The sequence below is a fragment of the Nocardiopsis chromatogenes YIM 90109 genome, from assembly GCF_000341185.1.
Lineage (GTDB): Bacteria > Actinomycetota > Actinomycetes > Streptosporangiales > Streptosporangiaceae > Nocardiopsis_A > Nocardiopsis_A chromatogenes.
Map to the genome: position 1 here is coordinate 12,299 of NZ_ANBH01000104.1, position 24,188 is coordinate 36,486.

General features: G+C 74.8%; 23 protein-coding genes. 8 read left to right on the forward strand and 15 right to left on the reverse strand.

Features of this window, described 5'->3' with window-relative positions:
* Positions 1 to 131 precede the first annotated feature (131 nt).
* From D476_RS0110145 to D476_RS0110155, 3 genes are read left to right on the forward strand one after another with little or no spacing between them, the layout of a single operon-like run.
* Positions 132 to 1,259 (forward strand): Gfo/Idh/MocA family protein, encoded by a 1,128-nt coding sequence (locus tag D476_RS0110145; RefSeq protein ID WP_017623839.1) that lies wholly within the window; start codon positions 132 to 134, stop codon positions 1,257 to 1,259.
* Positions 1,252 to 2,157 (forward strand): DUF6807 domain-containing protein, encoded by a 906-nt coding sequence (locus tag D476_RS0110150; protein WP_017623840.1) that lies wholly within the window; start codon positions 1,252 to 1,254, stop codon positions 2,155 to 2,157. The genes D476_RS0110145 and D476_RS0110150 overlap by 8 nt, the downstream gene beginning before the upstream one ends.
* Positions 2,154 to 2,885 (forward strand): cupin domain-containing protein, encoded by a 732-nt coding sequence (locus D476_RS0110155; protein WP_017623841.1) that lies wholly within the window; start codon positions 2,154 to 2,156, stop codon positions 2,883 to 2,885. Before D476_RS0110150 ends, D476_RS0110155 begins: the two co-directional genes overlap by 4 nt.
* Before the next feature lie 20 nt (positions 2,886 to 2,905).
* Here D476_RS0110155 and D476_RS39680 read toward each other — a convergent pair whose 3' ends face one another.
* Complete coding sequence (locus D476_RS39680; protein ID WP_275041546.1) at positions 2,906 to 3,037, reverse strand: hypothetical protein; 132 nt, start codon at positions 3,035 to 3,037, stop codon at positions 2,906 to 2,908.
* 1,147 nt (positions 3,038 to 4,184) lie between these two features.
* Here D476_RS39680 and D476_RS35545 point away from each other — a divergent pair.
* Positions 4,185 to 7,403 (forward strand): serine/threonine-protein kinase, encoded by a 3,219-nt coding sequence (locus D476_RS35545; RefSeq protein ID WP_051061677.1) that lies wholly within the window; start codon positions 4,185 to 4,187, stop codon positions 7,401 to 7,403.
* A gap of 263 nt (positions 7,404 to 7,666) precedes the next feature.
* Positions 7,667 to 8,164 (forward strand): hypothetical protein, encoded by a 498-nt coding sequence (locus tag D476_RS0110165; RefSeq protein ID WP_017623842.1) that lies wholly within the window; start codon positions 7,667 to 7,669, stop codon positions 8,162 to 8,164.
* A gap of 56 nt (positions 8,165 to 8,220) precedes the next feature.
* Here D476_RS0110165 and D476_RS0110170 read toward each other — a convergent pair whose 3' ends face one another.
* The 5 genes from D476_RS0110170 to D476_RS0110185 all read right to left on the reverse strand — a co-directional run bounded on the left by D476_RS0110170 (position 8,221) and on the right by D476_RS0110185 (position 12,358).
* Complete coding sequence (locus D476_RS0110170; RefSeq protein WP_017623843.1) at positions 8,221 to 9,375, reverse strand: hypothetical protein; 1,155 nt, start codon at positions 9,373 to 9,375, stop codon at positions 8,221 to 8,223.
* 821 nt (positions 9,376 to 10,196) lie between these two features.
* Positions 10,197 to 10,367 carry a DUF397 domain-containing protein gene (locus D476_RS36200; RefSeq protein WP_017623844.1) on the reverse strand — a complete coding sequence of 57 codons (171 nt, stop codon included), beginning with the start codon at positions 10,365 to 10,367 and terminating at the stop codon, positions 10,197 to 10,199.
* A complete protein-coding gene (locus D476_RS40055; protein ID WP_394296927.1) occupies positions 10,354 to 10,629 on the reverse strand; it encodes a Scr1 family TA system antitoxin-like transcriptional regulator in 276 nt (91 codons plus the stop codon). Before D476_RS40055 ends, D476_RS36200 begins: the two co-directional genes overlap by 14 nt.
* Positions 10,620 to 11,222: a response regulator transcription factor gene (locus tag D476_RS0110180; protein WP_017623845.1), complete on the reverse strand. Its 603-nt coding sequence runs from the start codon at positions 11,220 to 11,222 to the stop codon at positions 10,620 to 10,622. Before D476_RS0110180 ends, D476_RS40055 begins: the two co-directional genes overlap by 10 nt.
* Entirely contained in the window at positions 11,219 to 12,358 is a 1,140-nt protein-coding gene (locus tag D476_RS0110185) for a sensor histidine kinase (protein WP_017623846.1), read from the reverse strand. The genes D476_RS0110180 and D476_RS0110185 overlap by 4 nt, the downstream gene beginning before the upstream one ends.
* A gap of 300 nt (positions 12,359 to 12,658) precedes the next feature.
* Between D476_RS0110185 and D476_RS0110190 the strand changes: the two genes are divergently transcribed.
* A complete protein-coding gene (locus D476_RS0110190; protein ID WP_017623847.1) occupies positions 12,659 to 13,132 on the forward strand; it encodes a small multi-drug export protein in 474 nt (157 codons plus the stop codon).
* On the opposite strand, the gene D476_RS37900 is transcribed toward D476_RS0110190, so the two are convergent.
* Positions 13,125 to 13,556: an AraC family ligand binding domain-containing protein gene (locus tag D476_RS37900; protein WP_017623848.1), complete on the reverse strand. Its 432-nt coding sequence runs from the start codon at positions 13,554 to 13,556 to the stop codon at positions 13,125 to 13,127. The genes D476_RS0110190 and D476_RS37900 overlap by 8 nt on opposite strands.
* 189 nt (positions 13,557 to 13,745) lie before the next feature.
* Here D476_RS37900 and D476_RS32805 point away from each other — a divergent pair, with 189 nt between their 5' ends.
* On the forward strand, positions 13,746 to 14,669 hold the full coding sequence (locus D476_RS32805) for a S1 family peptidase (RefSeq protein WP_083939474.1): 924 nt from the start codon (positions 13,746 to 13,748) through the stop codon (positions 14,667 to 14,669).
* Positions 14,659 to 15,363: a haloacid dehalogenase type II gene (locus D476_RS0110205; protein WP_026123391.1), complete on the forward strand. Its 705-nt coding sequence runs from the start codon at positions 14,659 to 14,661 to the stop codon at positions 15,361 to 15,363. The genes D476_RS32805 and D476_RS0110205 overlap by 11 nt, the downstream gene beginning before the upstream one ends.
* A gap of 14 nt (positions 15,364 to 15,377) precedes the next feature.
* On the opposite strand, the gene D476_RS0110210 is transcribed toward D476_RS0110205, so the two are convergent.
* The 8 genes from D476_RS0110210 to D476_RS0110245 form a co-directional block, all read right to left on the reverse strand.
* On the reverse strand, positions 15,378 to 16,514 hold the full coding sequence (locus D476_RS0110210) for an alpha/beta fold hydrolase (protein ID WP_017623851.1): 1,137 nt from the start codon (positions 16,512 to 16,514) through the stop codon (positions 15,378 to 15,380).
* A gap of 164 nt (positions 16,515 to 16,678) precedes the next feature.
* Positions 16,679 to 17,233, reverse strand: a complete 555-nt coding sequence (locus tag D476_RS0110215) for a hypothetical protein (RefSeq protein WP_017623852.1) — start codon at positions 17,231 to 17,233, stop codon at positions 16,679 to 16,681.
* Between the two features lie 125 nt (positions 17,234 to 17,358).
* The gene (locus D476_RS0110220; protein ID WP_017623853.1) at positions 17,359 to 18,390 is read right to left on the reverse strand and encodes a zinc-binding alcohol dehydrogenase family protein; all 1,032 of its coding nucleotides are present in this window, start codon (positions 18,388 to 18,390) and stop codon (positions 17,359 to 17,361) included.
* Positions 18,391 to 18,496: 106 nt separating this feature from the next.
* Positions 18,497 to 18,976 (reverse strand): VOC family protein, encoded by a 480-nt coding sequence (locus D476_RS0110225; RefSeq protein WP_017623854.1) that lies wholly within the window; start codon positions 18,974 to 18,976, stop codon positions 18,497 to 18,499.
* A gap of 154 nt (positions 18,977 to 19,130) precedes the next feature.
* Positions 19,131 to 20,354, reverse strand: a complete 1,224-nt coding sequence (fahA, locus tag D476_RS0110230; RefSeq protein WP_026123392.1) for a fumarylacetoacetase — start codon at positions 20,352 to 20,354, stop codon at positions 19,131 to 19,133.
* A 53-nt stretch (positions 20,355 to 20,407) separates the two neighbouring features.
* Positions 20,408 to 21,319, reverse strand: a complete 912-nt coding sequence (locus tag D476_RS0110235; protein WP_026123393.1) for a hypothetical protein — start codon at positions 21,317 to 21,319, stop codon at positions 20,408 to 20,410.
* The gene (locus D476_RS0110240) at positions 21,316 to 22,518 is read right to left on the reverse strand and encodes a homogentisate 1,2-dioxygenase (RefSeq protein WP_017623857.1); all 1,203 of its coding nucleotides are present in this window, start codon (positions 22,516 to 22,518) and stop codon (positions 21,316 to 21,318) included. Before D476_RS0110240 ends, D476_RS0110235 begins: the two co-directional genes overlap by 4 nt.
* Entirely contained in the window at positions 22,493 to 24,172 is a 1,680-nt protein-coding gene (locus D476_RS0110245; protein ID WP_026123394.1) for an FAD-dependent monooxygenase, read from the reverse strand. The genes D476_RS0110240 and D476_RS0110245 overlap by 26 nt, the downstream gene beginning before the upstream one ends.
* Positions 24,173 to 24,188: the final 16 nt, after the last annotated feature.

Below are 24,188 nucleotides of genomic sequence, written 5' to 3' on the forward strand. Positions count from 1 at the left end.
CCGGACGCGCTCATCGAACCCCCCGATCCGTGTGCGGAAGCCGCCTTGACGGCTTTTGTGAACGATCACTACCGTAGCCGCGACACTCGATGGTGAACGTTCACCTTTCGGTCGGCCCCCGAGGAGGCCCCGTGTCCCGACCCCGTCCACCGATCCGCGCGGCCGTCGTCGGGTGCGGCGGCATCGCCCGCGGACGCCACCTTCCCGCGCTCGCCGCCCTGTCCGGCCGGGCGGAGGCGGTGGCCCTCGTCGAACCCGACGAGGAGCTGCTGGCCGCGACCGCCGCCGAATGGGGCGTCCCCGGGCGCTACACCGCCCTTGAGGCCATGCTCGCCGCCGAGGCGCCCGACCTCGTCCTCGCCTGCACCCCGCCCGCCGCCCACCGGGAGGCGGTGACCGCGAGCCTGGATGCCGGCGCCTGGGTCTGGTGCGAGAAGCCGCCCGCGCTGTCCCTCGCCGAGTACGACGCGGTGATGCGGCACGAGGGCGCAGAGGGCCCCTACGCCGCCTACGTGTTCCAGCACCGGTTCGGCTCCGGCGCCGAGCACCTGCGGCGGCGCATCGCCGACGGCACCCTCGGCCGCCCGCTGGCGGGGGTGTGCCACACGCTCTGGTACCGCTCCCCCGCCTACTTCGAGACGCCCTGGCGCGGCCGCTGGGAGACCGAGGGGGGCGGCCCGACCATGGGCCACGGCATCCACCAGATGGACCTGGCGCTGTCCCTGCTCGGGGACTGGACGGAGGTGACGGCGGTGATGTCCACCGCGGCGCGGGAGACCGAGACCGAGGACGTGGCGATGGCCATCGTCCGCTTCGCCTCCGGCGCGACGGTGTCGGTGGCCAACAGCCTGCTCTCCCCTCGGGAGACCAGCTACCTGCGCTTCGACTTCGAGCACGCCACGGTGGAGCTGGAGCACCTGTACGGCTACGGCAACGGGCACTGGCGGTGGACACCCGCGCCGACCCCGCAGGGGGCGGCCGCGACCGCGTCGTGGCCGCCGGAGGAGGACGTGCCCAGCTCGCACCGGGCGCAGCTGGAGTCGCTGCTGGACGCGATGGAGCGCGGGGAGCGGCCCCGCGCCTGCGGCCGGGACGGGCGGCGGGTCCTGGAGCTCATCGCCGGAATGTACCGGTCGGCGCTGGGCGGCGGCACGGTCCGGCGTTCCCAGGTCGGCCCAGAAAGCGCTTTCTACCACGCGATGCACGGAGGCGACCCCGCCGCGGCCGCCTCCGCCCTGGAGGTGCGCAGCCGTGTATGAGCAGCCGAAGGCCGTCCGGGACGGCGACGCCCTGTCCGTCACGGCCGGAGGGACCGAGATCGCCCGCTACGTCCTGGACCCCGCGGCCCCCGCCGAGGAGGCGCCCAAGCCCCACCTGCACCCGCTGCGCACCCTGGACGGCGCCCCGGTCACGGCGGTGCGCCCCTGGGACCACCGCTGGCACAAGGGCCTGCAGATGACCTGGTCGCACGTGTCGGGGGAGAACTTCTGGGGCGGCCCGACCTACGTGCACGGCCGGGGCTACGTGTGGCTCGACAACCTGGGCACCATCGCCCATGAGCGGTTCGAGGGCCTGGGCGGGGACGGGGGCGGCGGCGCGTTCACCGAGCACCTCTCCTGGACCGCCTCGACCGGGCGGCGGTGGATCGAGGAGGTGCGCACGCACCGCTTCCACGGGGTGGACGCGCACCGCGGAACCTGGGCGCTGGACTTCGCGACGTCGCTGACCAACGTCCGGGGCGCGACGCTCGAACTGGGCAGCCCCACCACACACGGCCGCCCGGCCGCGGGCTATACCGGGCTGTTCTGGCGCGGCCCGCGGGCCTGGACCGGGTGCGCCGTTCACAGCGCGTCGGGGCACGGCGGGGACGCGGTGATGGGGACCCGGTCGGAGTGGATCGCCTTCGCCGGCCGCCACGACGAGATCGACGGCGGCGCCACCGTCCTCGCCTTCGCCGGGACGACGAGCGGCGCGATCCCGATCACGTGGTTCGCGCGCTCGGAGGCCTTCCCGGCGTTCTGCCCCTCCCCCGCCTTCGACGAGCCGCTCTTCCTGGACCCGGGGGAGAGCCTGGAGCTGTGGCACCGGGTCGTCGTCGCCGATTGGGAGTGCACCGCCGAGCAGGCCCGCGAACTCGCCCAGGAGTATGCACCATGAGCACACCGTCGTTCCCCGGGGCGGTCGCCGCCAGCGGGTTGAAGGTCTACGACTGGCAGGCCGCGGACGGCCTGCACGGGGGCACGCCCCACATGCACACCGCCTCGTCGGAGGCCTACGTCGTGGTCGCGGGCCGCGGTGAGGTGCACACCCTCACCCCCGAGGGCGCGCAGGCCGACACCTTGGAGCCCGGGACCCTCCTGTGGTTCACGCCGGGGACCGTGCACCGGCTGGTGAACTCCGGCGGCCTGGAGATCGTCACGCTCATGCAGAACTCGGGGCTGCCCGAGGCCGGAGACGCGGTCTTCACGTTCCCGGAGAGGGTTCTGGCCGACCCCGGGTCCTACGGGGCGGCGGCGCGCCTGCCCCAGGACGCTCCGGAGGCGCAACAGGCCGCCGCGGCCGAGGCGCGTAGGGACCTCGCGATGGAGGGCTACCTGGAGCTGCGCGCCTCCGTGCAGCGGGAGGGCGCGGAGGCCCTCCGCCGCTTCCACCGGTCGGCCGCGGAGCTGGTGCGCCCCCGGGTGGCCGAGTGGGAGCGGATCTGGCGCGAGGGCGCGGCACGGGAGGCGCAGCGGACACGGCGCCAGTTGGCCTCCCTCGCCGAGGGCGCCCCGGGGCTCATGGAAGAGGCGGCCGTGGTGCGCACCGAGCCGCTGCCCGGGCCCCGGCGCTTCGGCATGTGCGGGCGGCTGCGCAAGTGGCGGCCGCGGGAGGACAGGCGCTAGATGGGATATGCGGGCACCGGTCAGTGGTGGTGGGCCACCAGCGCCCCCTTGACTGGGGCACCGGTCAGCCGGTCGCGCCGGATCGCGGCGTAGAGCGCGCACACCTTCCGGCACACCCCGGCCCATAGTCCCCCGGGGGGTGCACTCGGCACGGCGCTCCGGCCTCTCAGGGTCCAGACCACCGCCCCGCCCCCTGGGCGCACCCGGCCCGCACACACCGACCACGGGCGCCCCTCGCCGTGTCCGCAGCCGATGCGGAGTCTCCCATCAGCGATCGAGCCGTTCTGTCCTGAGAGACATCCGAGCAGTGCAAGGTGTCAACCGATCGTGGGAAACGCTCCTCGGATCACTGCGGGCCGTGCGCTGTGGGCGAGTGTGGTCGGGGTCTGGTGGTACCCGGGGCTTCGCGCCCCGGGACCCCCGATGCCGGTCGGGAACCCGGCGCGGTGCCCCTCGTGCGGGGCGGAAGGCCGACGGGCCGCACTGCCTAGGCAGAGGGCTTGGATCCCCCGGGTGCGTGTCAGGCGTTCACCCGCCGCCCCTCCGCCCCACACGTCTGCTACGGCTCAGGACTTGCGCGGTCTCTCAGAGGAGCCGCTGGCTCAGGTCGGTGACAGGCATCGCCCCGAGCCGTTGCACCGCTGTCAGGTGGGCGACGCGGGGGGCCGCCAGCGGGCGGTGGTGTGGCTGGTCTGGAAGGGCTCGGCGGCCCGGTGCGGGGGCCGTCCGTCCTCGACGACGCCGCGGGCCGGGGCCAGGCGCCCGTTGGGGGTCGTTGGGCATTGGCGCGGGTGGTGCGGGGGCCCTCCGGGGCGGTGGGACGTCAGACATCCGCACCGATACCGGAGGCCCTCTTGGCGTGTGTCAGGCGGGGTGGCTGTCACCGACCTCAGTGGTCAGTCCCCCAGTCACCCACGGGATCCGCCGTGACGTGCCGCTGTCCTGCACGGCCCACCGGCGCCGCGGGTACGGCGGGAGGACCGCACGCAGGCCGCTCCGGCTCCCGGGGACCTCGCGGGGCGAGCCGTTCCCGGCCCCGACGGGCGTACCGGCGCCGCAGGCGGCCCAGGCTCAGGACGCGGCGGTGACGGTATTCCGCAGGGCACCGGCGTCCGGGGCGGCGCGAGGGCGGTCCTTGCGCTTCGGGACCGCGCCGACGACCGCAGCCGAGGCCGTGCCCGGCCCGGCAGGGAGGCCCACGCCCCAGAGGGCCCCTGTGGGCGAGTCGTCCGATTCGGCTCGATCCCCCCGGTTCGGTATAACCGGTGATGACGCCCCCGACCCAAGGAAGTCCGGCGCATGCCCGACGCACCCCCCGCACGACTGGCGCCGCTGAAGGCCGACGATCCCGCCGGGATCGGCGCCTTCCGCCTCTTAGGGCGGCTCGGCGCGGGCGGCATGGGCGTCGTCTACCTGGGCCATGACCGCTCCGGGCTCCCGGCCGCCGTCAAGTCGGTGCGCGCCGAGTACGCCGCCGACCCCGGATACCGCTCCCGCTTCGCCCGCGAGGTCGCCCTCGCCCGCCGGGTCCGCGGCCGCTGCGTCGCGCCGGTGCTGGACGCCGACACCGGCGCCGCGGCGCCCTGGCTCGCCGTCGCCTACATCTCCGGCCCCACACTGCGCACCTACCTCACCGAGCACGGCCCACTGACCGGAGGCGCCCTGGTGGCCTTCGCCGCCGGCCTGGCCGAGGCGCTGGCCGCGATCCACGGCGAGGGCATCGTCCACCGCGACCTCAAGCCGGACAACATCATCCTCGCCCCGGACGGGCCCAAGGTCCTGGACTTCGGCATCGCCCAGGCGCTCGACGAGTCCTCCATGACCCACACCGACCTGGTCGTGGGCACCCCCGGCTGGATCAGCCCCGAACGGTACGACGGCGAGCGCGCCGGGTCCGCATCCGACATGTTCTGCTGGGGCGAGCTGGTCGCCTATGCCGCGAGCGGCCGCCCTCCCTACGGGGCCGGGCCGGTCGAGGTCCTGCGCTACCGCACCGTCAACGAGGAGCCCGACGGCGCGGCCGACGCGCTCCCAGACGTCCTCGCCGGGCCGGTGGCCGCCGCGCTGAACCGGGATCCGGCCGGGCGCCCCGACGCACTCACCGTGCTGGCCGCCGTCACCGGCGGGGCGCCCGTCCCCGACGACGGAGGCGGAGAGGACGGCGCCCGGGAGCACGCGACGCGGCTGGCCACCCGGGTCATCGACGCGGGCTGGTCGGTCCCGGTGGCCGACGATTCCGCCGACCTTCCCAGCTCCCCGCTGCGCACCACGGGCGGGGTCCGCCCGATCTCCTTCGCCGGGGAGGCCGTGCACGCCCCCGCCGACCTGGCCGCTCTGTTCGTGCGGCACCCCGCCCGCACCGAGGACTGGCTGCGCCGCGACGGGGCGGCCCGGCTGCGGGCCTGGCTGGAGGAGACCGGCGACACCGCCTACGACCGCGACCACCTCACCGGCATCCTCAGCGCGGAGCAGGCCGCCGTCGCCGCCACGGCGTTCGCCGCCGCCTTCCGCCCCGACGACGGCCCCGTCCACCGCGGCCGCGACGCGAGCATCGAGGGGCTGCACGCCCTGGCCGCCGAGGGGCCGCAGGGCCACGGGGTGCTCGCCGAGATCGTCGTCAACGAGATCCCCCTGATCACCGCCGCCCACCGGTGCGGCCACACCGGCTGCGGGCGGCGCTGCACCCGCCTGGAGAACGTCGGCCTGCGGGCCCGTACCGTCATCGACCGCGCGCTGCTCAAGGCCGACGCACTCGGCATGCAGGCCGGACCGGCCGAGCGCAACCTCGCGGTGGCCCTGGCCGTCGGCGCCATCGACGCCTCCGCGCGGCCCGGAGGCCCCGCGGACCTGCGGGCCGAGGTGCGCCGCGAGGCGCTGCGGGGCTGGTCCGGCCTGGTCCTGCCGTGGTGGAGGGCGCTGCTGTCCGAGGCGGCGGCCGCCGACCCCGGCAGTGACGATGGGTTGGCACTGCTGGTCACGGTCCGGCTGCTGGCCCCGGCCGCGCGCCGCACCGCGGGCGCCGCGTGGCGGCGCCGCGCCGACCCGCGGCCGGTGCTGCGCGACCGTGTGCGCAGCGGTGCCGTGCGGGCGTTCGTCCAGGTGCTGTTCTTCTGGTGGCTGATACTGGCGCTGCAGTCCGTGGTGCACGGACTCACCGCGCCCGAACCCGTCGCCCACCCTCCCGTGGAGGCGCGGACGGAGTTCGGCGGGGCCTTCTCCCTCCAGCTGCAGATCTGGCCCGTGGCCGCCGCTGCCGCCCTGGTGGTCGCCCTGGCCCCGCCGTGGCGGCGGCTGGGCGCGTTCTTCTTCGGGACCGCGCTGCTGACGCTGATGCACATCGCCTCGGCGTTCCTGGACGGGTTCCCGGTACCGCCGCCGCCCGTGGTGTCCGCGCCGCTGGTCGGGGCGGCCGACGAGGTCGGCGCCTTCCCCACCGCCCTGGGCGCCGTGGTCTTCCTGGGCGGGGTGGCCGCACTGGGCCTGTTCATCTGGACCCTGGTGGCCCTGGCGGCGGCCCGGCCGTGGACCGCCCCCGTCCCGCTCCTGCCCAACGCCCGCCCCCGGGTGCGAACGGCGGCGGCCGTCGCCGGGCTGACCGCGCTCGTGTGGCTGGGCACATGGTCGCTGTACCTGCTCTTGGCCGGGTGGGCGGTCGCCACGGGCGACGCCCGGCCCTCCGAGTACCGCCTGCCGGACGCCATGGCGCTGTTCACGCTGCTGCCGTTCTCCGCGGCGGCGGTCGGCGGGCTCGCGTACGCGCTGTGGCGGTGGACCGGCGGCCACCTGCTCTGGATCGGCGCCACGGCGGTGGTGCTGGTCCTGCCCGAGACGCTCCCGCTGGAGGACATGCCCGCCTTCCCCTGGGCCGGGGCCCTGACCGAGCACCTCGCCTCCACCGCCCCCGAGGGCAGCGCGTGGACGTCGATGCTGGTCCTCTTCCCCGTCGTCTACGTCGCGGGGACCTGGCTCGGCGAGCGCCTGCGCCACCGCGGGGCCCGCCCCGGTGCATACCGGGCGGCCCATCCTCAGGGCGGGCCCGTTCCGCACACCTGGTACGGGACCGCGCCGGCTGCGATGGCGCCGGGCGGCCACCCGGCGGGACCGCCGACGGGCTTCGCCGGGCACCCCGTGGGCCCGCCTGCGGGCGCGCCGCCGATGGGTGCCCTCTACGGGCCGCCTCCCACCCGTTTCGGTCCTCCCATGTACACGGGCCCGCCGCCGCAGGGTGGGACGCCGATGCCCGGTGGGCCGCCTTCGGGGGTGCCGCCGACCCGTGTGGCGCCCCCGGGGGTCCCCGGCGCCGCGCCCGACCATGGCGCCCCGCCCGATGGTGTACCGCCGACACGTGTGGAAGGGACCCGGGTGGAGGAGACCCGGGTGGCACCGCCCACGGGTGCGGAGGGGGCGGCGCAGGCGGTGCCGCCGTCCGGCGGACGGCGGGAGGCGGGCGCACCCTCCCCGTCCGACGGGGCGGCGACCGAGGTGGCGCCCCGGTCACCGAGGAACCCGCAGGGCTGATGCGGCCGCGGGGCGCGCCGCCCGCCCCGCCCCGGCGGTCCTTCGGGCGGGTGGACCCGCGATCCGATGAATCACCTCTGACCTGGTGTGATGTCGGCACGCTCCGGTCACCCGGCGCTGCAATCCCCTTCTCGGCAACCTATTGTGATCACTCGAATGCGCTACGTAGGATTCCGGTGTCCTCGGTGACCGCGACCCGCTCTGAGCGGTCGCCGTCCCCCGTCGGCCGGGCCCACCCGGCCGCGCTAAGGAGCGGATACACCATGCACACGAGGAACCGCCTCCCCGGCGCCCTGCGCCGCACCGCCGCCGTCGCCGCGGCCGCCGCCACCGCACTCGCCCTGCTCGCCTCGCCCGCCGCGGCCGAGAGCGCCGACGAGCGGACGGGGGCGCGCTCCGGCGAGGGCGCCTCCGCGCAGCAGACCTGGCTCTACGACCCGGCGGTCGTGCCCAACCCGCGGACGTCGCTGGCCTACAGCTTCAGCCGGGGGACGGCCCAGATCCGGTTCGGCACCTACAACGGCACCCAGTACGGGTGGGGCCGCGCGCTCAACGCCAACGCGGACCACTGGATCCGGTTCGAGGTGGACAACAACGGCGACCGGCGCTGGGACCTGTACAACGCCTGGCGGATCGGCGCGCGCATCTACACGCGCGGCTACCCGACGTCGTCCTCCTCGGCGCGCGCCTTCCGCGCCTGCATCGTGGTGAACCCGGGCGACGGCTGCGTCAGCGGGGGCAACGGCACCTACTGGTGGTGAGGCCCCGCCGTGCGCCGGGCCCCAGGGGTCCCGGCGCACGGCCGTCCGGTCCCGTGTCAGACCTCCAGGTACCAGTACCTGACCGGCTGCTCGCCGTTCACCGTCCCGGGGCCGGTGACCTCGACGATCACGGGGCCCTCGAACCCCTCGGCCGTCTTGAAGCCGATCATGCCGTCCCACTCCTGGCCCGCATTGATCCGGTCGGGGGCGGAAGGGGCGTCGTCCGGGGTGTAGAGGTCGGCCTCCTTCAACTCGTCGCCGTAGAAGACGCGGAACCCGGGCTCTGTGAACTCCCAGGACCGGGCCTTGTAGGGGCTCTCCATCTGGTAATCGAACCGGAAGGCGTCGGTGTCGTCCGTGCTCGCGTCATTGTTCCAGGTGGGGCTGCTCGTTATTCCCAGCGCAAGGGGCGTCCCGTGCAGGGCGAGCATCCGGCTGTAGCCCATCCCCCGCCAGACGTCGGTGGCCTCGTACAGCCCCTCAAGGTCATCGACACCGTCCGCCTCGGCTCCGGGAACGTCGTCGGCCAGCGGGCCGGTGACGGCGCCGGAGTCCAGGGTGAGCTGCCAGTAGCTGAAGAAGCCGGGGAACTCCTGGTCGTTGCGGTAGTCGTCCGGCCCGGGGCCGATCCCGGGCCCACGCACCTCAAGGACTGCGGACGCGTAGTCGTAGTTGGTCGGCACCGCGTAGGTGCGCCGGATCTCGGCCGCCGCACCGGGGTCGAGACGGCTCGGCCAGATGTCCGACGACTCGTTCAGCAGCGGTATCTCGGACATCAGCTCGCCAGCGCCGGCCTTGTCCGACATGGAGGTAATGTCGAGTTCCTGGCCGGTGGTATTGAGGGCCTTCAGGGTGACGGCGTAGGCGGTGAAGCCGTCCTCCAGTCCCGGGTGCGTGGCGTACATGTTCGGGGGAATGGCCGAGGAGTCGAGCGCCAGGGGCTCGACCGCCTGGACCTCCACGGTGAGGTCGCCGTTCTGGAACTCCTGCACCTCCCCCGGCAGGCGCAGGTCGGCCGCTTCGCTGCTCTCCATGGACCGCAAGGTGTAGTCCCCGCTGTTCCACTCGGAGGGGACACCGGAGTCGCCGATGGCCTTGGGGCCCTCGAAGCCGTCACCGCCGCCGCGGGGCGCGGCCCCGGGGATGCCCATCCGGAACGGGATGTCGGTGAAGAACCACACGCCTGCGGCACCACCGACCAGCACGAGCACCAGCGGGACGGCGATCAGGACCGCGATGAGCCCGCCGGACCCCTTCTTCTTGGGAGCACCGCCGGCGGGCGCGCCGTGCGGCCCTCCGGGAGGGCCGTGCGGCGCCCCACCGGGGGGACCAGGAGGCGGCGGCCCTCCCGGCGGGGGACCGTACGGTCCCGGCCCCTGGGGAGCGCCGCCGTAGGGACCTCCCTCGGGCGAGGGGCCGTACGGGCCGCCCGGCGCAGGCCCGCCGGAGCCTGGCGGGCCGGGAGGCGCACCGGGGCCGCCGGGCGGAGGCCCCGGGGGCGCTCCGGGGCCGGATCCGGGCAGCGGGACGGGGCCGGACGAGGCGTCCGAAGGCGGCTGCTCGGTGAAGGGCGGGGGCATCTGGGGCGGGTCCCCGGACGGTGGCTGCTGGCCGCTCTGCCCAGGCTGCGGCCCGGACTGCGGCCCCTGCGGCTGTTGTGGACCGGTCGGGTACACGTGGCCTTCTCTCATCGTGATGGGGGCAGGGGCGTCACGACGCCCCTGAACAGCGAATTCTCACCGTCCGCGCGATCGCGCCTCAACTCGCTTCGACACTGATGGAAATTCGCAGGTGAGAAGGTACACCGACAGCGCACGCCACCGATACGCGAGAGGGCGCCCCCTTGGGCGCCGCCCCGACCATGCCCAAGGCATGGGCTTACTCTCTCCCCATTACCCGCTCTTGGAGAACTGCTGGACACCCTCACGGAACACGCCGCAGCCATGAGGGACGCACTCCCGGTAGAGCAGGTCCAGCCCCCGCCGACACGTGACCCCCGCACCACACCGGTGCGGGGGTCACTCTTCGTGTTCTACCGGTCTTCGGCGTTGACGGCCCGGAGGAAGGCGCCCCACTCGTCGGCGGGGAACGCCAGGTACCCGCGCTCCCGGTTCTGCGTATCGCGCACGAGGGTGCACGCGCCTTCGGCAACCTCGACGCAGTTGGCGTTCGTGCCGCTGTAGCTGCTCTTATGCCAGTTCATCCCGTACCTCTTCCAGCAGGCGCACCGACGCATCCGTGTTCAGCGACGCCGCCTGTAAGTCCTCGAAGAACGTCAGCAGCCTCCCCACAGCGGAGGGTTTGCTGATCAGTGATTGCCCAGCCACGTACTCCGCGTACCCCAGATGCTGCCCTCCATCCGTCCGAACGACCCGGAACGCCCCCTCCAAGGCCCCGGGGCAAATGGATTGCGAGACTCGGGGAGGGAAGGCGCTTCCTCTGCGGGCAAGGGCCCCTACAGCCAATCGTGCTCGTGAGCGTGGCGGGCCGCCTCGTGGCGGGTGCGGGTCTGGGTCTTCTGCATCGCGTTCGACAGGTAGTTCCGCACCGTGCCCTCCGCCAGGTGCAGTCTCGCCGCCGTGTCCGCCGCCGAGTAGCCGTCCCTCGTCGCACGCAATACGTCGATCTCCCGGTCCGTCAGCGGGCAGTCGTCGATCACCGCCAGCGCCGACACCTCCGGGTCGATCCACCGTCTCCCCTCATGCAGCGCTCCGATCACCTCCGCGATGTGCCCCGGCTCGGCCGACTTGCTCACGAATCCCTGCACGCCCAGCTTCAGCGCCTTGCGGAGCACCCCCGGCCGCGCGTGCCGCGTCAGCATCAGGACCGCCTGCTCCGGCAGCTCCCGCCGCACCTCCGACACCGCGCCCAACCCGTCCGTCCCGGGCATCTCCAGGTCGATGACGAGCACGTCGGGCCGGTGGCGCAGCGTCGCCGTGACCGCCTCCTCGCCGTTCTCCGCCTCCGCGAGGACGGTGATCCCGCCGTCCATCGGGAGCAGGGCGGCCATCGCCTTCCGGAGGAGCGCCTCGTCGTCGGCGAGTACCACGGTGGTCATCGGTCGGTCGCCCTTTCCTGTGCGGGAGCGCCCGGGAACGCCGCGGCCGTCCGGAACACCCCGTCCTTCTGCTCCACCGTCAGTTCTCCCCCTTCGGCGGCCAGGCGATCGCGCAGGACGGCGAGCCCGCCCAGCGCCGCCGTCCCCACGCCGTCCGCCCCGTCGTTGGCGACCGTGAGCCCCGCCTCCGAGACGGTGATCCATACGTGTCCGGCCTCCGCATGGCGCAGGATGTTGGTCGTCGCCTCCCTGAGGACCTGCCCCAGCCTCTCCCCCGCGCGCGCATCGACCTCCCCTGTCCGCTCGACCTCCACCCGGATGCCCGCCGCCTCGAAGAGGTTCTTCGCGTTCTCCAGCTCCGCGGAGAAGTTCAGCCGCCGCTGGGCGTAGGCGAGCTCCTTGGTCCGCGCGATCGTGTCCCCGACGAGCCCGTGCACCTCGTCCAGCTCCTCCCCGGCGCGCACCGGGTCGCCGTGGCCGCCGTCCAGCAGCCTCTTCGCCAGTGCGACCTTCAGCCGGACCACGTGCAGCGTGTGCCCCTGGATATCGTGGAGATCCCCGGCGAAGCGCACCCGCTCGCGCATGACGGCCAGCTCGGCCTCGCGTTCCTGCGCACGCTCCAGCTCTCCGATTACGTCGTGGACCGCGTAGGCCAGGGCCGTCAGGACGACGCCGGGCGTGGCGATGCACGGCATGACGACGGCGTAGCGGAGCAGCACCTCCGTAACGCCTTCGCTCCCCGTCGCCAGTTTCACGGCGACGACGGCGACGACCGCGGCCCCCGAGCCCACGGCCACCGCCCGCCGGAGACGCGGCACCTCATAGGCGATGACGGTCGCCACGACGGCGAAGGCGTAGACCCCCGTCGGTACGTCCGCCGCCAGCGCCCCGGCCACCCACACGGCCGCCGTCACGGCCAACCCCGAGAACGCGTACGGCGAGTAGCGGCCCACGGCCCACTGCCCGGCCACCAGCAGGGCCGTCACCAGACCGGCGGCGAGCACCACCGCGACCTGCCACGACCCGGCGTCGATCGCCACGAGCAGCGCACCGACCGCTGAGATCGAGCCCATGACGGTCCTCAGGTTGAGCAGGCGCAGCCTGCTCTGCGTCGCACCGGCCCGCTCCCCCGTCACGCGGTCCCCCTTCCTCCCCGACCCCGCCCGTTCCCGCCGTCCGCTCCGGGCGGCGGGGCGCCCCCAGTCTCCCGCCGCCCCTGCAGCGCCGCCAGTGACGCCACGTCATGGGTGGACCCAGGACAAACATCATGGGAAAGAGGTGACGAAACCGCTCTGCACAACACCCGCCCCGATGGGCGACGGTGGCTTCGGACGCGGCGCCACCACGCCACCGTGGCGCCGCGCCCCCGTCTTCCCCCCGTTCCGCCGCCCGACGCGGCCGGACGGGCACCCGTGCGATCGAAAGAGGCGCCACCGATGTACGCAGAGCTCCAGGCCTTCACCGACACGCTGCCGCCCGCGGTGCAGTGGATCGCGGTGATCGGGCTGGGCGTGATCCCGTTCGTCGAGTCGTACACCGGCTCGGTGATCGGCGTCCTGGCCGGGCTCCCGCCGCTGGTCGCCATCCCCGCGGCCATCGTCGGGAACGTGGCCTCGATGCTGGTCGCGGTGTATCTGGCCCACGGGCTCCGCTCGCGGGTGCGCGGCTCCCGCCCCGAGCGCCCGCTCACGCCCCGCCGCGCCAAGCTCAAGCAGCGCTTCGAGCGCTACGGTGTCGCCGGGGTGGCCCTCCTGGGGCCGCTGGCCCTGCCGAGCCAGTTCACCTCGGCGGCGACCATCTCCTTCGGCGCGCCCCGCAACGCGGTGATCTTCTGGCAGACGGTCTCGATCATCGTGTGGGGCGTCGCGCTGGGCGGCCTCGCCGCCGTCGGCGTCACGTTCATCAACTGAACGCGGTCAGGGCGTCAGCGGCGCGCTCCTGCTCGCGGTGGACGCGACGCAGCCGAGCGAACAGCCCGGGGTCGGTGACGGCCTTCTCGGGGAACCAGACGTCGCCGGTCCCCATGTGCTCGCGGGCGAGCTCGGCGGCCATGGCGGTGTCGAAGGAGAACATGCGGTACCGCCACCCGGAGTCGGCCGCCGCGAACCCGGTGTGCACCTGCCCGGGGTTGAGGACCACGAGCCGTCCGGCGGGGATGACGACCGTGCCGCCGGACATGTGCAGCCCTTCGGCGCCCTGCTCGATCACGCCGACGGAGAGCTGTTCGTGGCTGTGCCGGTCGAAGGAGAAGCGCTGGAAGCGGGCGGCGAGGAGTTCGGCCTGCCCGCTTCCGGCCGCGGTCCACAGCCGCGCGTGCTCGCCTCCCGTGTCCACCGGCGCATGCTCGCAGACGGCGGCGCGGGGCTGTATGACACGGGTCACAGAGCACTGTCCCCCGCGCCGGCCTCCGGAGGTCCGAGGGCCGCCGAGGGCTCGACCGCTTCCGGACGGACGGCACCTTAAGGCGGCATGCTCATCTACCGTGAGGCGGCATCGCCCTTCCTGCGACACGAGAGGACGGAAATGCCCGCTGACGCGGTGTCCAGAACAGGGTCCCTGGCGATTAGCGCCTCCCTGGCCCTCGTCGTCGGCGCGTCCGGCACTGCGCACGCCGACGCAGCGTCCGGCGGTGGTGCGGAGACCAGGATCGTCGACGGCTCGCCCGCGTCCGTCGCGGACCACCCTTGGATGGTCGCGCTCACCGATCCCGAGGACTTCCCCGGCCGGCCCGGCGGGCAGCACTGCGGAGGCGCCCTGGTCCGGCCGGATAAAGTCGTCACCGCCGCGCACTGCGTGGACGAGCCCGAGGACCGCGAGGGCCTGCAGGTCGTCGCCGGACGCACCGACCTGCGCACCGACGCGGGGTGGACGCGCGAGGCGGTGGCGGTGTGGAGCCACGACCAGGTCGTCCCCGAACCCGAACCCGGCAGCGACCTGACTCCGCGCCCCGGCGGCGACGTCGCCGTGGTCACCCTGGACCGGCCGCTTCCGCTCCCGACGCTGCCCCTGGCCCGCCCCGGCGACGGCGACCTCACCGACCCCGGCCGCACGGGCACGGTCCTGGGGTGGGGCGCGACCGACGTCGGCCGCCCCCGCGAGGGCTCCCCGGTGCTGATGAAGGCGCGCGTCCCGATCCTCGACGACGACACGTGGACGCGGAGCGCGGAGGCGTACGGCCTGCTGTACGACCCGGCGCACTTCGCGGGCGCCGGATTCTCCTCTGGCGGCCCGGCCATCGGCCCCGGCGACAGCGGCGGGCCGCTCGTCGTCGACGGCAGGCTCGTCGGGGTCGTGCACGACCAGATCCCGATCGACGGGCCGCCGCCCGACCTGTCCCGCCTGTACTCGCTGTTCAGCGAGGTCCCCGCGTTCGCCCACGCCATCGACGACCATCTGGGCCCCGGTGCACGCGGGCCCCGATTGCCAGAATGGCGCCATGGACATTGACGCGGCGCTTTTCGATGTGTTCGGAACGATGACCGACTGGCGGTCGGGGGTCAGCGGCGAGCTGGCCTCCGTCGGCGACCGGGTCGGGGTGCGGGCCGACTGGCATGCCGTCACCGACGACTGGCGGAGGAAGTACGTCCCCACCCTCGGCGCGGTCGTCTCCGGTGCGGCCCCCTGGCGGTCGTTGGACGGGCTCCACCGGGTCATGCTCGACGAGGTCCTGGCCGAGCGCGGCCTGGACGCGATCGGGGAGGCCGACCGGGAACGGCTCGTGCTGGCCTGGCACCGCCTCCGCCCCTGGCCCGACGCCCCCGCGGGCCTGGAGATGCTCCACGGCTCCCCGGTGATCACCTCGGCGCTGTCCAACGGCGGGGTGGGCCAGCTCGCCCGGCTCACCAAGCAGGCCGGGCTGCGCTTCGACTGCATCCTGTCGGCCGAGCTGGCCCGGACCTACAAGCCCGACCGGCGGGTCTACCTCCGGGCCGCCGAGCTGCTGGGGATCGAGCCGGGACGGCTGCTCATGGTGGCCTGCCACCCCGACGACCTCGAAGGGGCCGCCGGGGCCGGGTTCCGCACCGCCTATATTCCGCGTCCGCTGGAGTGGGGTCCCGAGGCCGCCCCGGTCCCCACGCCGTCCGACGTCGACCTCGTCGCCGACGACGCCGTGGAGCTGGCCCGCGCGCTGACGGGCTGACGGGCCGGCCGGGGTCAGCGCGCCAGCAGGGCCGCGAGTTCGTCGGGCTTCTGCAGGGCGATCATGTGGGGCGCCCCGGGGATGACGGTGTACTCGGCCCCCGGGATGTCGTCGGCGATGGTGCGCACGTCGTCGGCCGGTGTCAACCGGTCCTCCCCGCCCGCCACGACGCGGGTCGGCACGGCGATCTCCGACAGGCGGGCGCGGGTGTCGACGGTGGCCAGCGCGCGCAGGTTGGCCGCCCAGTCCGCCGGTGCCGTGCGCGCGATCCGGTCGCGCGCGTACCGGACCGCCCAGGGGTTCTCCGCCAGCGTCTCCGGGGTGAACCAGCGCGCCAGGGTCGGGGCGATCTGCGCGGCCATGCCGTCGGCCTCGCCGCTGCGGGCGCGCTCTTCGAACCCCTCCTTGGGGTCGGCGACGGTGGCCAGCAGGTCCAGGCGGGCCACGCGGCCGGGGTGGTCCAGGGCGAACGTCTGGGCGATGGCCCCGCCCAGCGACAGCCCGGCCACGTGGGCGGCGGGCACCTCCAGCCGGTCGAGCAGTGCGGCCAGGTCGTCGGCGTGGTCGTGCAGGGTGGCGGGCGGCGGGGCGTCGGCGGCCCGGCCGTGGCCGCGCAGGTCGCAGGCGATGACGCGGCGGTCGGCGGGCAGCAGGTCCAGGACGCGGCTCCACATCCGCCGGTCGAGGGCGAACGCGTGCAGAAGGACGAGGGGGTCGCGCTCCTCCTCCCCGGCGGCGGGGCGGTCGGTGACGCGGGTGGTGTGGGCGCCGAGGCCGACGTCGTGCTCGGGCGGCACCCGGATCAGCCCCATCGCCCCGACCGCCTGGAGGACCCGGGGGAATCCGACGTAGGGGACCAGGTGGTGCACCAGCAGGGCGATCTCGGAGTCGTCGACGCCGGCGTTGCGGGCGGCGGCGGTGTGCACGGCGAGCTGCGGACCGGTGTCGCCGAGGGCGATCAGGGCGGCGAGGGTGGCGATCTCGCGTTCGGCCCGCCCCAGGCCGCTCTCGCTGAGGACGTCGGCGAACCCGGCGGCCAGGGCGTCGGCGGTGCGGGGCGCGACCGCGTCCAGGGCGTCCAGGGCCTCCGGGCGCCCGCCCAGCAGGGCGGCCATCTCGCGGGCGGCGCGGGCGGGGATCTCAGCGGGCATGGCTCGGTCTCCTAGCGATCGCGGGCCTGGCGGCGCGGACGGCGCAGGGCCGTCCCGCCGTGGCGGCCACGGGGGGGGGGGGGCCCCNCCACCGGACCGGAGACTAGCGCACGGGGTGCTCCCGCGCCGTGGGCGGCACCGGCCGGATCCGGGCCTGCGGGCGCTCAGGCGTGCATGCGCCGCCGCACGGCCTTCGGGTACCGGACGGTGAAGGCGATCGGCACGGCGAAGGTGGCCGTCTTGATGGCGATGACCAGCGCCGTGGCATAGGGGTCCAGGTAGAGCACGACGGCCAGGGCGATCGCCGCGGCGGTGAAGCACACCGCCCAGAACCGGGTGACGACGGTGTTCAGGGCGCGGAACGCGTCGGTGCCGTGGACCTCCTCGGGCGCCATGGTCCGGGCGATGCCGAGGGTGAAGGGCGTGCGCAGGGCCAGCGACCCCCAGGCCATGAGCGCCAGGGCCGCGTTGAGCAGGGCGGGCCCGTAGCGGGGCAGCTCGGAGTCGGGCCACAGGAGCGAGTAGAGGACGACGAGGGCGAAGAAGGCGGCGGCCGTGGTCTCGACCAGGGTCTCGTCCCATCCCCGGCCCTGGGCCCGGTCCCAGGCGATGAGGGCCAGGGCGGTCCCGAGGCCGACGAGCCCGCCCCATCTCCACTCGTCGCCGGTGGCGATGAAGCCGTAGACGATCCACGGCAGGAATCCGGTCAGCCCGCGCATTCTTCCCCCTCCGACGGCACCCCACGAAGCTAGACCGTCCACTGTGACATGTCAAAAAGGAGTGTGGTGCACGGACAGGGGTCCACGGTCGGGGCGGACGGCGCCGCCCGGGTCGGCCGGGCGGCTCAGCCCTCCCCGGGGACCAGCACGGCCGCCCCGTTGACCGAGCCCGCGGCCAGCGCCTCCAGGGCCGCGTCCGCCCGCGACAGCGGGTACCGCTCGGTCTCCACCCGGATGCCGTGGGCCACCGCGAAGTCGAGGAACGCCCTGCCGTCGGCCCTCGTGTTCGCCGTGACGCTCCTCAGCGTCCGCTCCTGGAACAGGTGCCCCTGGTAGTTCAGCGCCGGGACGTCCGACAGGTGGATCCCGGCGACCGCCAGTGTGCCCCCGCGGTCCAGGGACTCCAGCGCCTTGGGCACCAGCTCCCCCGCGGGCGCGAACAGCACCGCCGAGTCCAGGAGTTCGGGCGGCCCCTCGGCCGGCGGCGACGCCGACGCGCACCCCAGCTCCGCGGCCAGCCGCCGCGCGCGTGCCGAGCGGGTCACCACGTGCACCGTCGCCCCCTTGGCGAGCGCCACCTGCGCGGCCAGGTGGGCCGACGCGCCGAAGCCGTAGATCCCCACGCGCGCGCCGTCGGGCGGCTCGGCCCGCTCCAGCGCGCGGTAGCCGATGATGCCCGCGCACAGCAGCGGCGCCAGCGCCACCGGGTCGGCGTCGAGGGGAAGCCGGTAGGCGTACCGGTCGTCGACCACCGCGTACTCGGCGTATCCGCCGTCGGCGTCCCAGCCGGTGTACAGCGACGACGGGCACAGGTTCTCCGCCCCGCGCGCGCAGTACCGGCACCGCCCGCACGTCCCCCGCAGCCAGGCGATACCGACCCGCTCCCCCTCCTCGCGCGGCCGGGCGTGCGGCCCCCACGCGGCCACGCGTCCCACCGCCTCGTGCCCGGGGACCGTGCGGGGGCGGCGCGGCAGCAGGTCGCCCTCGGCCAGGTGCAGGTCGGTCCGGCACACCGCGCACGCCTCGATGCGCACCAGAAGCTCCCGGCCGACCGGCTCGGGCACCGGCAGCCGGGCGGAGTGCAGGGGGTGCCGGGAGACCGGGCCCGGCCGGTCGACCACCCAGGCGTCCATGGTCTCGGGAATCGTCGGCGCCATCGTGCTGCCCCCGTTCCTGGTCCCGCGCCCGCGGGCGGGTCCCCGCCTCCCACTTTCGGGCAGGCGGGGAGGGTGTGTCGAGGGCCGATGCGCCGGGCGGCGGGGGTCAGCCGTTGTAGGCCTTCTCCAGCGCCGCGATGTCGAGCCGCTTCATCTGGAGCATCGCCTCGGCGGCGCGCTGCACACGGGCGGCGTCGGACCCGCCCATCATCTCCAGCAGGGCCGTGGGGATGACCTGCCAGGAGACCCCGAACTTGTCCTTGAGCCAGCCGCACGGGCCCTCCTCGCCGCCGTCGGCGGTCAGGCGGTCCCAGTAGTAGTCCACTTCGTCCTGGTCGTCGCAGTGGATCTGGAAGGAGACCGCCTCGTTGAAGGCGAACTCCGGCCCGCCGTTCAGGGCGACGAAGCTCTCGCCCTTGATGGTGAATTCGACGAGCATCACGTCGGAGGGCGGCGAGGGCATCCCCTCCGGCTGGGCGGTGGCCGGCCCCAGGGAGGAGTCGGGGAAGATCGAGGTGTAGTAGTGCGCCGCCTGTTCGGCCTGTCCGTTGAACCACAGGCAGGTGGTGAGTCCGTCTCTGGACATGCCGTCCTCCTCGTGTCCGTCGCGCCTCTTTCGCGCGCGCTCACGGATAGGACCTGTGCGATGCCCGGAACTCATCGGCCTGACACCACGCCGTGGCGGACGGGGCGGCCGGGGGCGGGACGCCGCCGCCCCGCCCCCCGTGGACCGCTCCGGGTCACTCCTCGGCGGGCCGGACGCTCCCGGTCACCTCGCCGAACCCGATGACCGACCCGTCCGGGCCGGGCGCCGTCGCACTGATGGCGACCGTGTCCCCGTCCTCCAGGAACGCGCGCTCGGAGCCGTCGGGCAGCTTCAGGGGCTCCTTGCCGCCCCACGTCAGCTCCAGCAGGCACCCGCGCTGCCCCCGCTCGGGGCCGCTGACGGTGCCCGAGGCGTACATGTCCCCGGTGCGCACCGAGGCGCCGTTGACGGTCATGTGGGCGAGCTGCTGGGCGGGGGTCCAGTACATCTGCGCGAACGGCGGCCGGGCGACCACATGCCCGTTGATCCGCACCTCCAGCTCCAGGTCCAGCCCCCACGGCTCGTCCTTGGCGTCGCGCAGGTACTCCAGCGGCTCCGGGTCGCGCTCCGGGGGTTCCACGCGCGCCGCCTCCAGCGCCTGCAGCGGCACGACCCACGGGGACACCGAGGTGGCGAACGACTTGCCCAGGAACGGCCCCAGCGGGACGTACTCCCAGGCCTGCAGGTCGCGCGCGGACCAGTCGTTGACCAGGAACACCCCGAAGACGTGGTCGGCGAAGCCGCCGACGGGCACGCGCCCGCCGCGCCCGCTGGGGGCGCCGACCACGAACCCCACCTCGGCCTCGATGTCCAGGCGCCGCGAGGGGCCGAACACGGGGGCGGGGTCGTCCGGCCCCTTGCGCTGGCCGCACGGGCGGACGACGGGCGACCCCGAGGGGACGACCGTCCCGGCGCGCCCGTGGTAGCCGATGGGCAGGTGCTTCCAGTTGGGGGTCAGGGGCGCCGAGTCGGGCCGGAAGATGCGCCCGACGTTGGTGGCGTGGTGCTCGGAGGAGTAGAAGTCGACGTAGTCGCCGACGGTGAAGGGCATGTGCATGCGCACGCGGTCGCGCCCGATGAGGTGGGGGCGCACGTCCTCCTCGCGCGCGGGGTCGGTGAGCCAGCGCAGCACGGTGGCGCGCACCTGCTCCCACACCGGCCGCCCGGCGGCCAGCAGGCCGTCCAGGGAGGGGCCGGAGACCGCGTCGGCGAACGGGGACCCGGCCGCCCGGGCCGCCGCCCCCAGGTCGAGCACGTACGCGCCCACGGCCACCCCGGCCCGCGGGCCGGGGCCGCCGGGTTCGCTGAACACCCCGTAGGGCAGGTTGTGCAGGCCGAACGGTGAGTCCGGCGCGATGTCGAGCCAGCTTTCGGGCACCTCGTGGTCCTCCTGGTGTCGTCGGGTCGGGGCGGCCCCGCCGGGATCGGGGGTCATCGGGGCGGGGTGCCGGGCGGCAGCCCCAGCGCTTCCAGGTCCTCCAGCGGCTCGTCCACGCTGCAGGTGCCGAACCCGGTGAAGGCGGCGCGCACCGCACGCGAGCGCCGTTCGTCGCCCAGGACCGCCCACGCCTCCCGGGCGAGGGTCTTCCCGTCGCGTTCGCCCAGTACTCCCCCGGCCTCGCCGACGCGCGCGCCGCGCAGCAGCGCGTCCGCGGCGAGCAGCACGTTGAGGAAGCCGTGGTGCTCGAACCCGGTGTCGGCGGCGGTGTGGCGGACGGCGTTGTGCAGTCCGGCCGTGCACTTGAAGGGCACCCCGGCGCCGACGGCGGCGGCGATGCGGGCGGCGAGCCCGGCCTCCGAGGGGAAGGCGTCGGCGGTGGTGCCGCCGGTGCGGAACTTGGCGCGGTGCCCGGCCGCGGCCAGGGCCGCCATCGCCGGGGCGGGGTCGGCCGGGCGCGGCACCTCGACGTGGCCCAGGGCGCCGTCGGGCAGGTGTTCGGTGAGGGCCCGGGCGGCCGCGCGAACGGCCGCCACGGGGTCGCCCCCGGCCGATCCCCCGGGGGCGTTGGCGGGGACGGCGGCCGCTTCGGCCCCGACGACGCGCACCCGCGGCATCCGCCGCGCGCGCTGCAGGGCGGGGCCGATGGCCGCTGGGCCCCCCGGGACGGTGACGGTGACCTCCAGTGCCTCCGTCGGCCCGGCTCCTCCCGCCGCCTCCTCGGCGAGCGCGGACTCCAGGTCCCCCAGCCAGGCGTCGGCCACGATGAACGGCCCGACGTAGTCCGCCCTGGGCCCCTGCCGGAGCGCGCGGTGGTGCGGGACCGCGCGCCCCATGGGGGCGTTGCCGGGCGGGAAGAGGGCGGCGTCGTCGAGCATGCGGGCGAACAGCGGGGGCGCGCTCATCCCCGCGGCCCCCGGCCCGCCCACGTCCAGGCGTAGGAGGGGTCCTCGGCGGCGGCCCCGCCCTCGCCCAGGTCCAGCGGGCGGAAGGTGTCGACCATGACCGCCAGCTCGTCGAAGGCCTGCACGCCGACGCTGCGCTCGTAGGCGCCGGGCTGGGGGCCGTGCGAGTGGCCGCCGGGGTGCAGCGACACCGACCCCTGGCCGATGCCCGAGCCCTTGCGGGCCTCGTAGTCGCCGCCGCAGTAGAACATGACCTCGTCGGAGTCGACGTTGGAGTGGTAGTAGGGCACCGGGATCGACTCGGGGTGGTAGTCGACCTTGCGCGGCACGAAGTTGCACACCACGAAGTTGTGGCCCTCGAAGACCTGGTGGACGGGCGGCGGCTGGTGGACGCGGCCGGTGATGGGCTGGAAGTCGGCGACGTTGAAGGCGTAGGGGTACAGGCAGCCGTCCCAGCCGACCACGTCGAAGGGGTGCTGCGGGTAGGTGTAGCGGGTCCCGGCGATGCCGCCGGGCCCGTTTCCGCGGTGCTTGATGAGCACGTCCACGTCGGTGCCGTCGAGGAGCAGCGGTTCCTCGGGGCCGCGCAGGTCGCGCTCGCAGTAGGGCGCGTGCTCAAGGAACTGGCCGTAGCGCGACAGGTAGCGCTTGGGCGGCGCGATGTGGCTGTTGGCCTCGATGGCGTAGGCCCGGAGCGGCTCATCGCCCTCGGGGAGCCACCGGTGCGTCGTCCCCCGGGGGATGACGATGTAGTCGCCCTGGGCGGCGCGCAGTTCACCGAACACGGTCTGCACGGTGGCGCGCCCGGACTCCACGTACACGCATTCGTCCCCGATGGAGTTGCGGTACAGCGCGGAGGGGGCTCCGGCGGCCACATAGGAGATGCGCACGTCGTCGTTGCCCAGGACGAGCCTGCGGCCGGTGACGGTGTCGGTGTTCTTCCACGCGTCGCCGAAGAGGCCGTGCAGCTTCAGGTGGCGCGGGGCCAGCGGGGCGTTGGAGGTGCGCGTCTGGTCGGGCACCTCCCACACCCGGGCGTCGACGATGGCCGACGGGATGTTGCGGTGGTACAGCAGCGAGGAGTCGGAGGAGAAGCCCTCCTCGCCCATCAGCTCCTCGTAGTACAGGCCGCCGTCGGGGTTGGGGTGCCGCGTGTGCCGCGTGCGCGGCACCTCACCCGCTCGCCGGTAGTACGCCATCGGTGGTCTCCTCTCTCGGGGCGTGGGGGGCGGCCGTGCCGCGGCGGCCGCCCAGGGCGGTGCGCACGGCGGCGGCGATCGCCGCGGGGTCGGCGGCGTCGACGACGGCCGCGATGTGGGCATCGGGCCGCAGCAGCCAGGCCTCGCCCGGGTGCGGCTCCAGTGCGCGGTCCAGGGCGCCCTCGGCGTCGATGTCGGTGATGCGGTAGGCCGCGACGGGGGCGGTGGCGGCGGCCCGGGCGGCGGCGAGGACGGCCCCCGGGTCGGCGGCGCCGCCGACCAGGAAGGTGAGGCCCTCGCGCGCCAGGGGGCGCAGCCGCTCGATGTCGGGGCGGCCGGGGACGGTGACCGGGGCGTCGGGCACGAGCACCCCCGGGCAGGGCTCGGGCGCGCTCCCCCGGGGCGGGCGGCCGCCGAAGACGCGCCCGGCGTGGGGGGTGGTCAGCGGTGAGTCGGTGTACCAGAAGGCCTCGGCCAGCCGTCCGGAGTCGACCTCCTCGCGGGCGTGCGGGTCGGTGAGGGCGCGCCGCAGGACGCTCTCGCGGTGGGCCGCCTCCGCGGGGCCGGGCGGGACCAGGAACCGCATGGTGGCGGAGGTGACGTCGGCGTTCTCCCGGGCGGCGGCGCCGCGCTCGCGGGCGTAGCTGTCCAGCAGGGCCTCCTCATCGCCCCAGCCGCGCAGGGCGAAGGCGATCTTCCAGGCCGCGTTCTCGGCGTCCTGCACACCGGAGTTGAGCCCGCGGGCCCCGAAGGGGGCCACCAGGTGGGCGCTGTCCCCGGCCAGCAGCACCCGGCCGGAGCGCATGCGGTCGGCCACGCGCGTGTGGAACCGGTAGACCGAGCGCCACACCACCTCGTAGGGGCGGTCGCCGATGATCTGCCGCACGCGCCGGTCCAGGCCGCCGTCGGCCTCCTCGCGCTCCAGGTCGAAGTCGGGCGGCACCTGCCAGTCGATCCGGTAGACCGAGCCGGGGCAGGGGTGGATGAGCACCTGGCGGCCGGGGTTCCAGGCGGGGTCGAAGTAGAAGCGGCGCTCGCGCTCCCAGCCGGGCAGGTCGGCGCGGATGTCGCAGATGAGGAAGCGGTCCTCGAAGCTGCTGCCGCGCAGGTCGGCGCCGAGGGCGCGGCGCACCGCGCCGCCGTGGGCGCCGGTGCAGGCCACGGCGTAGGCGCCGCGCAGCCGCACCGTGCCCTCGGGGGTGGCGCACACGGCGGTGACCCCGTCCTCGTCCTGTTCGACGGCGGTGACGTCGTGGCCCCAGCGCACCGGGATGCCCGCGCGCTCCAGGGCGCCGTCGAGGATCTCCTCGGTGCGGGCCTGGGAGATGTTGACGAAGGGCGGCAGCGGGCTGGCGCCGCGGTCGCGCAGGCGCACGGCGAACAGTTCGTCGTCCCGGTAGAAGGTGCGGGCGGTGTCCCAGGTCAGGCCCTCGTCGGCGACGGTCCCGGCGCCCGCGGTCTCCCAGATGTCCAGCACGTCGCGCTGCTGGACGATGGCCTTGGAGCCGACCGCGTCGCGTTCGGGGCGCCGGTCGAGCAGGACCGCCTCCAGGCCCCAGTGGGCCAGCAGGAGCGCGGCGGTCTGCCCGACGGGTCCGGCGCCGAGGACGAGCACGGGTGCGCCCGTGCACGGGGGGTGGTGTCGGTTCGGCATGGGGGGCTGGCCTCCG

Bases quoted from the DNA above. Each gene is read 5' to 3' on its own strand.
- D476_RS0110165 (WP_017623842.1), top strand. From the start codon at position 7,667: ATGCACACGAGGAACCGCCTCCCCGGCGCCCTGCGCCGCACCGCCGCC.
- D476_RS0110210 (WP_017623851.1), bottom strand. From the start codon at position 16,514: ATGCCCGCTGAGATCCCCGCCCGCGCCGCCCGCGAGATGGCCGCCCTG.
- D476_RS0110180 (WP_017623845.1), bottom strand. From the start codon at position 11,222: ATGACCACCGTGGTACTCGCCGACGACGAGGCGCTCCTCCGGAAGGCG.
- D476_RS0110220 (WP_017623853.1), bottom strand. From the start codon at position 18,390: ATGGCGCCGACGATTCCCGAGACCATGGACGCCTGGGTGGTCGACCGG.
- D476_RS0110245 (WP_026123394.1), bottom strand. From the start codon at position 24,172: ATGCCGAACCGACACCACCCCCCGTGCACGGGCGCACCCGTGCTCGTC.
- D476_RS0110235 (WP_026123393.1), bottom strand. From the start codon at position 21,319: ATGAGCGCGCCCCCGCTGTTCGCCCGCATGCTCGACGACGCCGCCCTC.
- D476_RS0110155 (WP_017623841.1), top strand. From the start codon at position 2,154: ATGAGCACACCGTCGTTCCCCGGGGCGGTCGCCGCCAGCGGGTTGAAG.
- D476_RS0110215 (WP_017623852.1), bottom strand. From the start codon at position 17,233: ATGCGCGGGCTGACCGGATTCCTGCCGTGGATCGTCTACGGCTTCATC.
- D476_RS32805 (WP_083939474.1), top strand. From the start codon at position 13,746: ATGCCCGCTGACGCGGTGTCCAGAACAGGGTCCCTGGCGATTAGCGCC.
- D476_RS36200 (WP_017623844.1), bottom strand. From the start codon at position 10,367: ATGAACTGGCATAAGAGCAGCTACAGCGGCACGAACGCCAACTGCGTC.
- D476_RS35545 (WP_051061677.1), top strand. From the start codon at position 4,185: ATGCCCGACGCACCCCCCGCACGACTGGCGCCGCTGAAGGCCGACGAT.
- D476_RS0110190 (WP_017623847.1), top strand. From the start codon at position 12,659: ATGTACGCAGAGCTCCAGGCCTTCACCGACACGCTGCCGCCCGCGGTG.
- D476_RS0110240 (WP_017623857.1), bottom strand. From the start codon at position 22,518: ATGGCGTACTACCGGCGAGCGGGTGAGGTGCCGCGCACGCGGCACACG.
- D476_RS0110205 (WP_026123391.1), top strand. From the start codon at position 14,659: ATGGACATTGACGCGGCGCTTTTCGATGTGTTCGGAACGATGACCGAC.
- D476_RS0110225 (WP_017623854.1), bottom strand. From the start codon at position 18,976: ATGTCCAGAGACGGACTCACCACCTGCCTGTGGTTCAACGGACAGGCC.